This is a genomic window from Bacillus sp. FSL K6-2971 (assembly GCF_038006405.1).
Lineage (GTDB): Bacteria > Bacillota > Bacilli > Bacillales > Bacillaceae > Bacillus > Bacillus pumilus.
This window is the reverse complement of record NZ_JBBOVD010000001.1, coordinates 2000361-2015198: the sequence shown is the minus strand read 5'-3', so window position 1 is coordinate 2015198 and position 14838 is coordinate 2000361. Positions and strand designations below refer to the sequence as shown.

Here is a 14838-nt window from a genome sequence, read left to right as displayed (position 1 = left end):
AAAAGAATAGAATTCCAGTATAATGGACTTCTTTTGTTTCCGCAACTGCATGAATTCTACTGATTATCGTCTGAATTTTCAGTGATTAAAAGGAGGAAACCATGAATAAAAAAATCATGCTACTCACTGCGGCATTTATCTTGACCATTCTTTTGTCTGCTTGTAGCAATAGCGGAACGTCCGAAGCAAACGGAAAGGTCACCCTAACTCTCTTTTCGACGATGAGCAACAGCGGGGAAAGAAAAGCGTTTGAAGAAGTGATTCGTAAGTTTGAAAAAGAGCATCCACATCTTCGAATCGATGCCAACTTCCCAGGCAACAGCTATGAAGATACGATCCGTGTCAAAATGGGGGCAAATGATATGCCGGATCTGTTTGACACACACGGCTGGGCCAAACTGCGCTACAGCGAGTATGTCGCTGATCTAAAAGAAATGGATTGGGTGAAACAGCTTGATCCTTCACTCGATCAAATTTTAAAGGACCAAGATGGAAAAGTATACGCGTATCCGCTGAATCAAGCAAAAGACGGGCTTAGCTTTAATGCCAATCTATTAAAGGACTATGACATTGAGGTTCCTAGAACACTTGATGAATTCAAATCGGCTTTGCTGACCGTTAAGGAAAAGAGCAAAGGAGAGGTTGTGCCGCTCTGGATACCAGGAGGAGACAACTCAAATATCGCCCAAGTTTTTGATGAACTCGCCACACCTTTATTGATCACCAGTCCAAACCATCGATACGGAAAAGACCTTGAAAACGGATCATTTGATTGGTCTCTCTATACACCGCTTGCACAGTTCATGAAGGATCTGAAGGATCAAGATCTTTTAAACAAAGATGTCCTAACAGCAAAACTATCTCAAGCACCTGAACTGATGGCACAAAACAAAATAGCTTTCACCTTTGTCGGAGGGTCTTTAGGACCTGAGGCGACAGAACTCAATCCATCGATCAAAGTAGGCGCGATGCCAGTTCCTTCCATTCATGAAGGAGATAAGCAAAGCTGGATTGGAGGAGAACGGTTTACGGTCGCTGCATGGAAGGACTCCAAACATCTAAAAGAAGCAAAACAATTCATCGATTTTCTCGCAAAGCCTGAAAATGCGAAAAAAATCGCAGAAGGCACCTCATCTGAAGCAGCCTTAAAGCAAGTTAAAGCGAAAAACTATTACTCTATGTTTTACGATCAATACGAAGAGGTGAAGATTGAACCGTATTTCGATCGAAAATACTTACCAAGCGGCATGTGGGCTGTCATGGCAACAACGGGTCAAGAATTATTAGCAGGCTCCATCACACCAGAACAATTATCGAAGAAGATGGAAGAGGAATATAAGCGTCTGAAAAAACAATAGCAGGCTCATGCTGAAACAGGAGTGAATCCAATGAATGACATCACAAAAGCACAGCAGCCAGCCGCATTCACCTCTTTACCAAAGCAGAAAATGAAAAAAAGCCAGAATTCATCCCTTTGGTGGATGTACTTACCAGCTGTTCTCATTGTCAGTACCTTTATCATTTATCCTTTTTTGAACGGAATTCAGCTATCTTTTACGAATTGGAATGGGTTCTCACAAACTTATGAATGGATTGGGCTTGATCAATATAGGCGTCTGCTTCAGGACCCAACCACATGGCTTGTTGTTAAAAATACGCTTCTATACGGAATCGGTAGCACAATCTTACAAAATATCATCGGACTTGGATATGCTCTTTTATTAAATCAAAGCTTAAAGATGAGAGCCATTACAAGAACAGTCATCTATTTACCTGTCATGATTAGTCCGATTGCGATGGGCTATATTTGGTATTTCGTGTTTGCTTACCAAGGCGGTGCCTTAAACGATGTGGTGACGCTTTTTGGATTTGATCAAATGAATGCGCTTGGCAATCCCCAATTAAACACATGGATCATTGTGCTCGTCAACACCTATCAATTCGTTGGGATTGCGATGATCATTTATTTAGCAGGACTGCAAAGTATTCCTAAGGATTATTATGAAGCGGCACAATTAGACGGTGCATCCAGCCTCCAGCAATTCAGGCGAATCACATTGCCGCTCCTTATACCGTCTATCACCATTAATGTTGTGCTGAATGTCATTGGCGGGCTCAAGCTCTTTGATGTCATTGTGGCGCTTACTGGCGGCGGACCGGGAGATTCCTCACAATCGATGTCGACCTTTATGTATGATCTGTATTTCAAACGTCAGGATGCAGGCTATGCAGCAACTCAAGGGGTCTTCATGGCGGTCATCATCCTTGTCATTAGTGTCGCAGCGTTGATGTATTTCAAACGAAAGGAGACCGAGGTGTGATGGAAAATGCCTTTAAACGTAAGAAGAGATGGTACACCTTCCTCGCCCTTTTGGTGACATTGCTTCATCTCATTCCATTTTATATCTTGGTAACGACATCATTAAAGGGGATAGGAGATTTCAGTTCAAAATGGCTGTTTCCAAAAGCGCTTCATCTTGAAAACTTTCGCACGGCATGGACAGAGGCTCAGCTTGGCCAATCCTTTTTGAATACCGTGATCATTACGTTCAGCTCTGCTGTATGCCTCATCTTTCTTGGCTCTCTTGCAGCCTATCCGCTCGCAAGAAGAAGCACAAAGCTAAATAAAGCAGTTTATGTTTTATTCATCGCCATTATGATCATTCCACCACTCACAGCCCTTGTCCCGCTCTATAAATTGGTCGTTCAAATTGGGATGATGAACACCTATCAAATCGCTATTTTAAATAATGTCGCTGCTTTTTTGCCGCTAACGATTTTCTTATACGCAGGCTTTATCCGGTCAACCATTCCAAAGGAGCTTGAAGAAGCAGCCCGTATTGATGGAGCTGGGACACTTAGAGTTTTTTTCACCGTCGTTTTTCCGCTTCTGAAACCCATTACCGCTTCTGTTTTAATCATTGCCTGTGTGTATATTTGGAATGACTATCAATTTGCCATCTTCTTTTTACAAGATAAAGAGATGCATACACTCACAGTCGCCCTATCCCATTTTTTTGGTCAAAATCAACATCAGCTTCAGCTCGTTGGTGCTGCTGCGCTCATTGCAATGCTGCCGATGGTGACGATGTTTTTACTGTTGCAAAAATATTTTATCGCAGGGCTTTCACAAGGCTCTGTCAAAGGATAGTTCAATATGGATGCGAAAAGGAGAGTCGTCTATGTCTAAAATTACATTTATCGGTGCAGGGAGTACCGTGTTTGCTAAAAATATATTAGGAGATTGTTTGTTCGTCCCTGCACTAAGCGGTTTTGAATTCGCTTTATATGATATCGACCACAACCGGCTGAAAGAATCAGAAACGATGCTCCGCCATTTAAAAGAGAACTACGCTGCACATGTGACCATTACGTCCTATCACAACCGAAAAGAAGCCTTAAAGGATGCAAAATATGTGATCAATGCCATACAGGTTGGAGGCTACCGGCCAAGCACGGTGATTGATTTTGAGATTCCGAAAAAATATGGGTTAAGACAAACGATTGCGGATACAGTTGGCATCGGCGGCATCTTCCGCTTCCTTCGAACATTTCCTGTGATGCTTGATTTTGCAAAGGAGATGGAAGAGGTTTGCCCAAATGCTTTATTGTTAAATTACACAAATCCAATGGCCACACTGACAGGTGCGATGCTGCGCTATACACCGGTTCAAACGGTGGGTCTTTGTCATAGCGTGCAGGTGTGTACAAAGGATCTATTTGAATCACTTGAAATGGATCATGAAGGAATTGAAGAAAAAATTGCTGGCATCAATCACATGGCGTGGTTATTAGAAGTGAAACGAGACGGAAAAGATTTGTACCCTGACATCAAAAGAAGAGCGAAAGAAAAGCAGAAATCACGGCATCATGATATGGTACGTTTTGAGCTGATGGATAAATTCGGCTACTATGTCACAGAATCCTCAGAACATAATGCCGAATATCATCCTTATTTCATTAAATCACGCTATCCAGAACTGATCGGTCAATTTAACATTCCGCTCGATGAATATCCGAGACGCTGCGAGGAACAAATCAACAACTGGAATACCATGAAGCATGACCTTGTGGGCAATACACAGATCACACATACTCGCTCAAAAGAATATGGTTCTCGTATCATTGAAGCGATCGAAACGAACGTTCCCTTTAAATTTGCCGGGAATGTGCTGAATACAGGAGGCCTCATTCACAACCTGCCTGAAAAAGCGTGTGTCGAAGTGCCGTGTGTTGCAGATCGGAGCGGTATCATGCCTTGCTATGTCGGAGAGATCCCTGAACAATTGGCTGGACTGAACCGGACCAATATCAGCTCACAGCTCATGACAATCGAAGCAGCAATCAGCGGCAAAAAAGAGCACATTTATCAAGCGGCATTACTTGATCCACACACAAGCGCTGAACTATCGATTGATGACATCATCAAATTATGCGATGAACTCATTGAAGCACATGGTGAGATGCTCCCGCATTTTAAAGAACCGAATCAATATGCCGCATCAACCAACTTACAGAAATAAACCAGCCTCTACCTGATGCCACGCGCATCAGGTTTTTTTATGCTGCAAAAAGAGGATTGACTGAAAGCGTTTTTAATATTATGATTTTTCTAAAGTTAACCAACAGTTAATCAAAAATACACCATGAATGAATCACATTCCGGAATCATTTCTCACAAACAAATGGACGGTTGGCAACCTTTCACACGTTAGAGCAAGCTTTTATCACAACGTAAACCAAAACGACAATAATATTTGACAAAGAGTGTATACAGATGGGCGCCCATTAGATGAGACAATGACAACCATACACATCCTATAATCATGACATTTTTTCATAAAAAGGAGAGAGGGAACATGACCAAAACAGATGTACAAATGTTGAAAAATTATATTGGCGGACAATGGATTGAGGCAGAAACTAGTCAAACAGAGGCAGTATATAACCCAGCTACTGGCGAGATCATCGCAGAAGTGCCGCTTTCAACAAAAAAAGATGTCGAACGTGCGGTACAGGCAGCACAACAAGCATTTACCACTTGGTCGAAAACCCCCGTTCCCCGCCGTGCACGCATTTTATTTAAATACCAGCAGTTACTCGTTGAAAAATGGGATGAGCTGGCTGAACTCGTCACGATTGAAAATGGAAAAAGCATCACAGAAGCAAAAGGAGAAGTGCAGCGCGGGATTGAATGTGTCGAATTTGCCGCTGGTGCACCAACCTTAATGATGGGAAAACAATTACCAGATATCGCATCTGGACTCGAATCTGGCATGTACCGCTATCCAATTGGCGTCATTGGAGGGATTACTCCATTTAACTTTCCGATGATGGTCCCTTGCTGGATGTTCCCACTTGCCATTGCCTGTGGAAATACGTTTGTTTTAAAACCTTCAGAGCGCACGCCGATTCTTGCCGCACGTTTAGCCGAGCTATTTGAAGAAGCAGGTCTTCCAAAAGGTGTTCTCAACATTGTCAATGGGGCTCACGATGTCGTCAACGGTCTGCTTGAACACCAAAAGGTCAAAGCCATTTCATTTGTCGGCTCTCAGCCAGTCGCAGAATACGTCTATAAAAAAGGCACAGAGCATGGCAAACGTGTCCAAGCACTTGCAGGAGCAAAAAATCACTCCATTGTCCTCAAAGATGCAGATTTAGATGCGGCAACGAAACAAATCATTGGTGCTGCCTTTGGATCAGCAGGAGAGCGCTGCATGGCCGCGGCCGTTGTCGCAGTGGAAGAAGAAGTGGCAGATGAACTCATTCAAAAATTAGTTGATGAATCGAACGAGCTCGTCATTGGAAATGGAATAAATGAAGAGGTCTTTCTTGGTCCAGTCATTCGAAAGGAACATAAGGAGCGAACGCTTCAATACATTCAGTCAGGGATTGAAGAAGGCGCAAGTCTCATTCGAGATGGTAGGAAAGATCATGAAACAAATGGAAATGGGTATTTCGTTGGACCAACGATCTTTGACCATGTTACAAATCAAATGAAAATTTGGCAGGACGAGATTTTCGCCCCAGTCTTATCAATTGTTCGTGTCTCTTCACTAACAGAAGCAATCGACCTGTCCAATCAATCAAAATTTGCGAACGGTGCCTGCCTGTACACAGACAGTGCATCAAGCATCAGAGAATTTCGCGAAAACATCGACGCAGGGATGCTCGGCGTCAATATCGGTGTTCCCGCACCAATGGCATTTTTCCCGTTTTCCGGCTGGAAGGATTCTTTCTACGGGGATTTGCACGCCAATGGAACAGACGGAGTGGAGTTTTACACAAGAAAGAAAATGGTAACCGCTCGTTATATGTGATCAACAGTCATGAATAAGCTAAGAAAATGCAGTTCCAAAAGGGGAACTGCGTTTTTTTGTTGTCTCCTAGTCAAAAAGTAAGGGTTTACATGGTTGTGTTTGCAGCGATCCCTCAAGAAATCATCCTTTGTATTCATTCTTCATCAGCGTCTATCAACATAATTTGAAATTGGGCGTAAACCCCAAGATTAGGAAGATGAAAACAGGAGGAAAATGACACGATGAGAAAGAGGATGAAGTGCGGTGTAGGTTTTTTGATTCTAGCTTTGGTACTAAGCTGTATACCCGTTTATGATGCGAGTGCAGCAAGTACCCCCATTGCAAAACGAGTAGGAAATGCAAATCCGCTCATAGACCATCACCTGGGGGCAGATCCGTTTGCGCTCACCTATAACGGCAGAGTGTACATTTATATGTCGAGTGATGACTATGAATATCACAGCAATGGAACGATTAAGGACAATTCTTTTGCAAATTTGAATAGGGTCTTTGTCATCTCTTCGGCGGATATGGTGAACTGGACAGATCACGGAGCGATTCCAGTAGCTGGCGCAAATGGGGCCAATGGCGGAAAAGGGATTGCAAAATGGGCAGGCGCTTCTTGGGCTCCAGCCGCTGCGGTGAAAAAGATCAATGGGAAGGATAAATTTTTCCTTTATTTTGCTAATAGCGGCGGAGGGATTGGCGTCTTGACAGCGGACAGCCCGATTGGTCCTTGGAAAGATCCTATCGGAAAAGCGCTCGTCACGCCAAATACACCAGGGATGTCCGGTGTTGTATGGCTGTTTGATCCAGCCGTATTTGTAGATGATGACGGGACCGGTTATCTATATGCCGGCGGAGGCGTTCCAGGCGGTTCAAATCCAACGCAGGGACAATGGGCCAACCCTAAAACAGCAAGAGTTCTGAAGCTAGGGCCTGACATGACAAGTGTGGTCGGCAGTGCATCAACCATTGATGCTCCTTTTATGTTCGAAGATTCAGGGATGCATAAGTATAACGGTACCTATTACTATTCCTATTGCATCAATTTTGGCGGCTCCCACCCAGCAGATAAACCACCAGGCGAGATCGGTTATATGACGAGCTCAAGTCCTATGGGTCCCTTTACGTATAAAGGACACTTCTTGAAAAATCCAGGTGCATTTTTCGGTGGCGGCGGTAACAACCATCATGCTGTGTTCAATTTTAAAAACGAGTGGTATGTCGTGTATCACACGCAAACGGTGAGCTCTGCCTTATACGGAGCAGGGAAAGGCTACAGATCTCCCCACATTAATAAGCTTGTGCATAATGCTGACGGCTCCCTTCGAGAGGTCGCAGCCAATTTTGAAGGCGTTAAACAGCTTTCCAACCTAAATCCTTATCAACGGGTAGAAGCTGAAACATTCGCTTGGAATGGACGCATTTTAACAGAGGCCTCCTCAGCACCTGGTGGGCCAGTCAATAACCAGCATGTCACAAACATTCAAAACGGCGATTGGGTGGCTGTCAGTAATGTCGATTTCGGATCGAGAGGTGCCAGAACCTTTAAAGCCAATGTAGCAGCCGCTTCAGGCGGACAAATTGAAGTACGTCTTGGCAGTCCAGACGGCAGAATTGCCGGAACACTCAATGTCCCTTCCACAGGCGGAAACTGGCGAGAAATAGAAACAGCTGTAAACGGGGCAACGGGAGTACACAACGTATTTTTTGTCTTCAAAGGAAATGGTTCCAATCTATTCCAATTTGATTCCTGGCAGTTTACTCAAAGGTAAACAAAATCTGATGCTACGGCATCGATTAATGGTTGATGGGAGAGTGGGGAAATTTGATGTCCATAATCAAAAAACCAATTTGCACTTTATTGGTCTGCTTCACTATGTTGTCTGTCATGTTCATAGGACCCGGCGTAACTGAGGTGTCAGCGGCAAGTGATGCGAATATTAATGTCAACGCGGAAAGACAAGTGATCCGCGGCTTTGGCGGGATGAACCACCCGGCTTGGATTGGTGATTTGACCGGCCCTCAAAGGGAAACCGCCTTTGGCAATGGGCAGAATCAGTTAGGATTCTCCATTCTACGGATTTATGTAGACGAGAACAGAAATAATTGGCACAGAGAAGTCGCCACCGCCAAAAGAGCGATAGAGCACGGTGCTTTCGTGATTGCTTCGCCTTGGAATCCTCCAAGCCATATGGTAGAGACTTTCAATCGTAATGGTGCGTCTGCAAAGCGGTTGAGATACAATCAATACGCCGCATATGCTCAGCATTTGAATGATTTCGTGACATACATGAAAAATAATGGCGTCAACCTCTATGCCATTTCTGTACAAAACGAGCCTGATTATGCACATGAATGGACATGGTGGACACCTCAGGAAATCCTGCGATTCATGAGAGAAAATGCCGGCTCCATTAATGCACGTGTGATTGCACCAGAATCCTTTCAATACCTTAAGAATATCTCAGATCCTATCTTAAACGATCCGCAGGCGCTTAGAAATATGGACATTCTCGGTGCCCATCTGTACGGAACACAAATCAGCCAGCTTCCGTATCCTCTTTTCAAACAAAAAGGAGGGGGAAAAGAGCTGTGGATGACAGAGGTCTACTACCCGAATAGTGATAACAATTCAGCGGACCGCTGGCCTGAGGCATTAGGGGTATCAGAGCATATTCACCATTCAATGGTGGAAGGGGACTTTCAGGCGTATGTGTGGTGGTACATCCGGAGATCATACGGTCCTATGAAAGAAGATGGAATGATTAGCAAGCGCGGATACAACATGGCGCATTTCTCCAAGTTTGTACGTCCAGGATTCGTCAGAGTTGATGCAACGAAAAGCCCTGAACCGAATGTTTTCGTCTCAGCCTATAAAGGAAACAATCAGGTCGTCATTGTCGCGATTAACAAAAACAATACAGGAGTCAATCAACACTTTGTCATGCAAAATGGAACTGCTTCGCAAGCGTCAAGATGGATCACGAGCAGCAACAGTAACCTTCAGCCTGGAACTGATTTAAATATATCAGGAAATCAATTTTGGGCTCATCTCCCTGCTCAAAGTGTGACAACATTTGTGGTCAAACGCTAAAATACACAAAAGCCAATTTTCTCATTAAAAAAGAAAATTGGCTTTTTTCTGTGTAAATAGAAAGTTGATTTTTCACGACGTCTACACTTTGGGTATAATAATAGCAATGACTTCAGGAGAGTGATCATAATGCCCAAGCTACAAAGCAAAGTATTGATTATAGATGACGAAAAAGAAATCTTGGAATTAATCCATACAGTATTAACAAGGGAAGGCATTGACCGGGTGATAACAGCTTCAACTGCCCGTGATGGGCTCATGCAATTTCATCAAGAACAACCCGATCTCGTCATACTGGATATTATGCTGCCAGACGGTGAAGGCTACGATATTTGCAAACAAATCAGAGACGTCTCACATGTTCCGATTATCTTCTTATCAGCAAAGGGAGAGGAATCAGACAAAATTGTAGGACTTGCCATTGGCGGCGATGATTACATTACAAAACCGTTCAGTCCAAAAGAAGTCGCCTACCGGGTAAAAGCTCAGCTAAGACGGTCATCATACTTGCAGCCTTCTCAAGCTGATCCCGTCATCAAAAAAGGGCCATTTGAGTTAAACGAGCAGCAAGCCGAACTGACAAAAAACGGAGCGGCGATTGAGCTCACTCCGAAAGAACTTATGTTGATGACCTATTTCTTGCAGCATCCGAATCGCGTGATCAGTAAAGAAACGCTTTATCAAACGGTTTGGGGAGAGGATTTCTTCGGTTCTGATAATACAGTGATGGTTCATATACGAAGACTTCGGGAGAAAATAGAAGATTCCCCATCTACACCAGAATTTCTCGTGACGGTTAAAGGGCTTGGCTATAAATTTGTTGTAAAGGATGCGTAAAGATGAAATGGCGATTAACAGGCAGATATATGGTCTCTGTCATTATCGTGACCATTATCACGGTCTTTATTAACTTATTTGGATTCATGATTTGGCTTGTACTACAAGCAAGCAGCCAGCAAAACGAAGAAAATACGCCGGAAACCTTCACAAGAACATTTGAACAATACATCACCTTATCCGATCAAGATATCACTGTGAGTAAAGAAGGACAGCAAGCCTTAAAACAACAAAATGCATGGATTCAAATATTAGATGAAAATGGACAAGATGTCTACCATGCACAAGCACCTAAAGGTTTAAAGAGCAAATACACACCTATAGAAGTCGTGAACTTACATAAATATAAAGATAAGCATTTGATGTCGACTATTTATGCTGGGGGGAAAAATGGAAAGGGCATGGAATACAGCTACTTTATCGGATTTAAGGACCCTTCCATCGGAAAATATTTATTTTCTTTTGATACGAAAGACTTAATATCGCAATTCAATATCGGGACGATGATTTTATTATCAATAGATGCCATCATTGCCTTACTCATTGGGTACTTATTCAGCCGGCAGCTCATCAAACCGCTCGGCCGTGCCATATATGGCATCCAACGGCTCGCAAACGGAGATTATACGACGAAGCTGCCAACTAAGGGGATATATAAAGATGTTTTCTATAATGTCAATCACTTATCAGAGCAGCTCGCTTCAAGCCAAAAGGAAAAAGACAAATTAGAGCAAATGCGGGAAGAGTGGATCAGTCATATTTCTCATGATATTAAAACACCATTATCCTCAATCCAAGGCTATGCAGAAATCATGAAAGATCCAAATTATCCTCTTTCAGATCAAGACATCAAACATTATGCCAGCATCATAGAGAATAAATCACTTTACATTAAAGATGTCATGGAGGATCTCAATTTAACAACAAGACTGAAAAATAACGATGTGATGCTGCATAAAGAGCTGGTGAACATTGTGCCGTTGCTGCGAGAAACGTTAATTGATATCCTCAACGATTCGAGATATGCAGATCAAAGCATTGAGCTGCAAACGAATGTAGACAAGCTTATGCTGAATATTGATACGATCCTCATACGAAGAGCGGTCACCAATCTCATTTTAAATGCCCTTGTTCACAATGATGCTGATGTGAACATCATTGTACAGCTTGAACAAAAAGAACATACCCACATCAAAATTCAAGACAACGGCAAAGGAATTGAAGAGGCAGAGCTAGAAAAAGTGTTTGACCGCTACTATAGAGGGACGAATACAGGAGGGACCCATGCAGGCTCTGGTCTTGGAATGGCGATTGCAAAAGATATCATCCAAAAACACGGCGGAGATATTACGATACAAAGTATGTTAGGGGAAGGAACAACGATTGATATCCAATTACCCGCTTGAACGGACATACAAAAAACGGTTCTGCTCAATCACAGAACCGTTTTTTTCATCTATTATTCTGAAAACACTTTAATGCCTTTCACAATGTTCCAAATGAAGAAGTAGATCGCGACAAGGAATGTCACAGCATACGTTGCAATTAAGAACGGACCAGCATGACTGATATCGTTCATGCCAAGTAAACCTGAACCGGCAATACCAATTCCGAAAATCAAATAAGGAATAATATGTGTCCATAGTGATTTTTTCGCATGCTCTTTCACTTCGTCCTTTCCTAAGAAATAGACGATAATCGGAAACAGAAACGGTGCAAAAAAGATACTGAAGTAACATAATGAAGACAAAATTTTATTTTCTCTCAAACCTTTTCACCTCTATGATTGATTTAGAAGAGGGGACCATTTGACTCATCCCTCAATTCCTATAAACCCATTGTACAACCTCAACCTTAACTTGTATTAATCCGAACCTTACAGCAACATTAAAAATGTTATACCGTAAAATGATTCTAGTTATTTCATTAATCAAGCTGTATGACAGATACCAAAAGCCTTTGTTTGTTTGTGAAAATGGACTTGGCGCAAGAGATACATTGACACAAGACAGAAAAATACACGATGATTATCGAATTGATTATTTGAAAAAACATATTGAACAGATGAAAGAAGCAGTCAAAGAAGGTGTCGACTTAATGGGGTATACGCCTTGGGGATGCATCGACTTAATTAGCTGCGGAACTTCTCAAATGAGTAAACGCTATGGTTTGATCTATGTGGATCAAGACGATAGAGGGAATGGTACATTGAATCGTTACAAAAAGGATTCCTTCTACTGGTACAAAAATGTGATTGCAACAAATGGAGAAGATTTATCATAATCCAGATTGAATGATGAAAAGCATCATTGCGCCCGACTTTATTTGCCGGGTGCGATGGTGTTTTATTTGTTCACCGAAAAGAAACCCAAATCATGTCATAGCAAGCACAAGGAATATCTTCTCTCTACTAATCTGAAAGCAAAAGCTGGCTAATAAATGTTTCACCTTGACCTTGAAGTATAGTTCAACCTTTATAATGTACATATAGTAAGACTAAATAATGACAAAGGAGTAACGATGGAGTTGATGACTAGAGGAGAACTTGCCAAAAAAACAGGAGTAAGTCCTGCCGCAATTCGTTACTATGAAGAGCACAACATATTGCCTGCTCCAAGACGACGTTCAAACGGTTACAGATTCTATACAGAAGACTATGTTGTGAAGATTCAATTGATCAAAGATGCGAAAACACTGGGTTATTCATTAAAGGAAATAGCTGAAATTATGGAAATGCTAAGTCAAGACATAGACCTTGATACCCTAAGAAAAATTGTCCATCTTAAACATGAAGAAATTGAAAGGAAAATTAAAAGCCTTCGTCTCATTCAAGACCTTTTATCTAACTTATTAAAGACCCGTGAAAAAAAAGTACAAGTCTACCTGGAATCATTTCGTGTACCAAATGAGGATGATCAATCATCATATTGAGTGAAAGGAGAGAAAAAAATGAGTGTAGAAATGTATCATGGTGAACGTTCTGAAGAAAGTGTTCAATTTGAAACATTATTCGCTTCGCAAAGTAATAAAGAGAGTTTTTCTAGTATCGAACAAACAAAAAAATTTCTTGAGCAAAAAGGAATTGAAAATACGCAGCCTTATGCCATTGGGGATGATGTGAAGTTAATGAGTGAGGTACAAGAGCAGACATTCGAAGGCATGCAAGTTTTCACATTGAACGAACAAGCATCACAAAACCAAAAAGTCATTCTCTATCTACATGGTGGCGCATGGACAAATCAGCCGTTGAATGTCCATTGGTGGTTCATGGATAAAATGGCGCAATCACTCGATGCGAAAGTGGTCGCTCCTATTTACCCAAAAGTGCCTCATTATAGCTACCAGGATACGTATCCGAAAATACTTAACCTATATAAAGACCTTCTGAAAACTGCCGGAAGTGCCAATCAATTGACGATCATGGGAGATTCAGCTGGTGGAAATATCTCACTTGGTCTGGCTCACCTTTTAAAGAAGGAGGATCTGCCGCAGCCGAAGGATATTATTTTATTATCTGCATGTGTTGACATGAGCTTAAGCAATCCTCTCATGTTTGAATATGCAAAAAAGGACCCGATTCTAGGTTATGAAGGAATGGAAGCCATTGCAAAGATTTGGACAGCTGATCAACATGTAACTGACCCATTGATCAGTCCCATTTACGGTGACTTCAAAGGACTTGCGAAGATTACTCATTTCATTGGAACACATGATATGTTATATCCAGATGCCATAAAGCTCGATGAAAAACTAACAGAACAAGGAATTGACATAAAAACCTTTGTTTATCCCGAAATGCTTCATGTATTTGTTGTCATGCCAATCCCTGAAGCAGATGCTCAGGAGAAAATCATTCAGGTGATCAATCGTTAAGAAATGTAGAATGATTTGATTGAAATAGTCGAAAGTTTAGTGAATGGGCTGCTTTTATGAAAGCAGCCTTTTTCAATTCAACATGAAATACATCCACAATGTCCATTCACTACAGATTAAACTTTCCTTAAATTCCAATTTATGTTTACAAGGAGCATCTTTCCCATTAATATAATGATTGTTCGCTTTATCATTGGGATGAAACAAATGGCTGGTTAGTAAAGGAGAGTGGATAATGATGATTTCTTTTCTTCAACCTATGGCTCTGATCTTATTTACATTGCCTTTGTTATTTTTAATATGGGGGATTGTAGGCTATATCATCTTTAAGCGGGTCTACATCGTTCTAATGATCACATTTGCAGCTTCAACCATTTTTATCTTTGCCTATACGGGGTTTGATATGTCGAATATGTATTGGGTCATCGCTATGACCTTTCTATGCATGTGTACCTCTCTCATCACAAAAATCATCCACTATATGATTCGTCGCTATAAAAAAGGATAAGAAGAAGATGATATGTGCAAACATAAGCTGTATTTGTTCCCATTCATTTCATCTCACGCAACAGTTCATCACCTAATGTTTGGTATAATAAATACGAGCAGTGAAGTAGAAGGAGAACACGATGAAAACTTTTGACCTATGACAAGAAGATTTAGAATTAATAGACGAAGCAAAAAAGAAGATTATCAGTCTTTATGAAGATGATAAACACCATGTATGGG

General features: G+C 41.7%; 13 protein-coding genes and 1 pseudogene. 13 read left to right on the top strand and 1 reads right to left on the bottom strand.

What is annotated here, in order from left to right; all coding sequences use genetic code 11:
- Window positions 1-101: 101 nt before the first annotated feature.
- From MHI33_RS10455 to MHI33_RS10415, 9 genes are all read left to right on the top strand, one after another.
- Window positions 102-1358, top strand: a complete 1257-nt coding sequence (locus tag MHI33_RS10455; protein ID WP_044141355.1) for an ABC transporter substrate-binding protein — start codon at window positions 102-104, stop codon at window positions 1356-1358.
- A 30-nt stretch (window positions 1359-1388) separates the two neighbouring features.
- Window positions 1389-2321 (top strand): carbohydrate ABC transporter permease, encoded by a 933-nt coding sequence (locus MHI33_RS10450; RefSeq protein WP_044141356.1) that lies wholly within the window; start codon window positions 1389-1391, stop codon window positions 2319-2321.
- Complete coding sequence (locus tag MHI33_RS10445) at window positions 2321-3151, top strand: carbohydrate ABC transporter permease (RefSeq protein ID WP_044141357.1); 831 nt, start codon at window positions 2321-2323, stop codon at window positions 3149-3151. Before MHI33_RS10450 ends, MHI33_RS10445 begins: the two co-directional genes overlap by 1 nt.
- A 31-nt stretch (window positions 3152-3182) precedes the next feature.
- Window positions 3183-4523: an alpha-glucosidase/alpha-galactosidase gene (locus MHI33_RS10440; protein ID WP_340911025.1), complete on the top strand. Its 1341-nt coding sequence runs from the start codon at window positions 3183-3185 to the stop codon at window positions 4521-4523.
- Between the two features lie 336 nt (window positions 4524-4859).
- A complete protein-coding gene (locus tag MHI33_RS10435) occupies window positions 4860-6320 on the top strand; it encodes a CoA-acylating methylmalonate-semialdehyde dehydrogenase (RefSeq protein WP_111911633.1) in 1461 nt (486 codons plus the stop codon).
- Between the two features lie 221 nt (window positions 6321-6541).
- A complete protein-coding gene (locus MHI33_RS10430) occupies window positions 6542-8077 on the top strand; it encodes a glycoside hydrolase family 43 protein (RefSeq protein WP_044141360.1) in 1536 nt (511 codons plus the stop codon).
- A 53-nt stretch (window positions 8078-8130) separates the two neighbouring features.
- Window positions 8131-9399 carry a glucuronoxylanase gene (locus MHI33_RS10425; RefSeq protein WP_044141361.1) on the top strand — a complete coding sequence of 423 codons (1269 nt, stop codon included), beginning with the start codon at window positions 8131-8133 and terminating at the stop codon, window positions 9397-9399.
- Window positions 9400-9528: 129 nt separating this feature from the next.
- Window positions 9529-10236, top strand: a complete 708-nt coding sequence (locus MHI33_RS10420; protein ID WP_044141362.1) for a response regulator transcription factor — start codon at window positions 9529-9531, stop codon at window positions 10234-10236.
- A gap of 2 nt (window positions 10237-10238) precedes the next feature.
- Entirely contained in the window at window positions 10239-11642 is a 1404-nt protein-coding gene (locus MHI33_RS10415; protein ID WP_340911021.1) for a sensor histidine kinase, read from the top strand.
- A gap of 53 nt (window positions 11643-11695) precedes the next feature.
- On the opposite strand, the gene MHI33_RS10410 is transcribed toward MHI33_RS10415, so the two are convergent.
- Window positions 11696-12004, bottom strand: coding sequence for a DUF4870 domain-containing protein (locus MHI33_RS10410; RefSeq protein WP_044141364.1), 309 nt, complete (start codon window positions 12002-12004; stop codon window positions 11696-11698).
- 146 nt (window positions 12005-12150) lie between these two features.
- Here MHI33_RS10410 and MHI33_RS10405 point away from each other — a divergent pair.
- The 4 genes and pseudogenes from MHI33_RS10405 to MHI33_RS10390 all read left to right on the top strand — a co-directional run.
- Window positions 12151-12519 (top strand): annotated as a pseudogene (locus tag MHI33_RS10405) (family 1 glycosylhydrolase); the annotation flags it as partial.
- A gap of 237 nt (window positions 12520-12756) precedes the next feature.
- On the top strand, window positions 12757-13167 hold the full coding sequence (locus MHI33_RS10400) for a MerR family transcriptional regulator (protein WP_185108804.1): 411 nt from the start codon (window positions 12757-12759) through the stop codon (window positions 13165-13167).
- A gap of 18 nt (window positions 13168-13185) precedes the next feature.
- Window positions 13186-14109: an alpha/beta hydrolase gene (locus MHI33_RS10395; protein WP_340911015.1), complete on the top strand. Its 924-nt coding sequence runs from the start codon at window positions 13186-13188 to the stop codon at window positions 14107-14109.
- A 235-nt stretch (window positions 14110-14344) separates the two neighbouring features.
- The gene (locus MHI33_RS10390) at window positions 14345-14617 is read left to right on the top strand and encodes a DUF2651 family protein (RefSeq protein ID WP_044141368.1); all 273 of its coding nucleotides are present in this window, start codon (window positions 14345-14347) and stop codon (window positions 14615-14617) included.
- Window positions 14618-14838 lie beyond the last annotated feature (221 nt).

Excerpts from the sequence above, each read along its gene's own strand:
- MHI33_RS10440 (WP_340911025.1), top strand. The coding sequence starts at position 3,183 with ATGTCTAAAATTACATTTATCGGTGCAGGGAGTACCGTGTTTGCTAAA.
- MHI33_RS10390 (WP_044141368.1), top strand. The coding sequence starts at position 14,345 with ATGATGATTTCTTTTCTTCAACCTATGGCTCTGATCTTATTTACATTG.
- MHI33_RS10445 (WP_044141357.1), top strand. The coding sequence starts at position 2,321 with ATGGAAAATGCCTTTAAACGTAAGAAGAGATGGTACACCTTCCTCGCC.
- MHI33_RS10400 (WP_185108804.1), top strand. The coding sequence starts at position 12,757 with ATGGAGTTGATGACTAGAGGAGAACTTGCCAAAAAAACAGGAGTAAGT.
- MHI33_RS10450 (WP_044141356.1), top strand. The coding sequence starts at position 1,389 with ATGAATGACATCACAAAAGCACAGCAGCCAGCCGCATTCACCTCTTTA.
- MHI33_RS10435 (WP_111911633.1), top strand. The coding sequence starts at position 4,860 with ATGACCAAAACAGATGTACAAATGTTGAAAAATTATATTGGCGGACAA.
- MHI33_RS10395 (WP_340911015.1), top strand. The coding sequence starts at position 13,186 with ATGAGTGTAGAAATGTATCATGGTGAACGTTCTGAAGAAAGTGTTCAA.
- MHI33_RS10430 (WP_044141360.1), top strand. The coding sequence starts at position 6,542 with ATGAGAAAGAGGATGAAGTGCGGTGTAGGTTTTTTGATTCTAGCTTTG.
- MHI33_RS10455 (WP_044141355.1), top strand. The coding sequence starts at position 102 with ATGAATAAAAAAATCATGCTACTCACTGCGGCATTTATCTTGACCATT.
- MHI33_RS10420 (WP_044141362.1), top strand. The coding sequence starts at position 9,529 with ATGCCCAAGCTACAAAGCAAAGTATTGATTATAGATGACGAAAAAGAA.
- MHI33_RS10415 (WP_340911021.1), top strand. The coding sequence starts at position 10,239 with ATGAAATGGCGATTAACAGGCAGATATATGGTCTCTGTCATTATCGTG.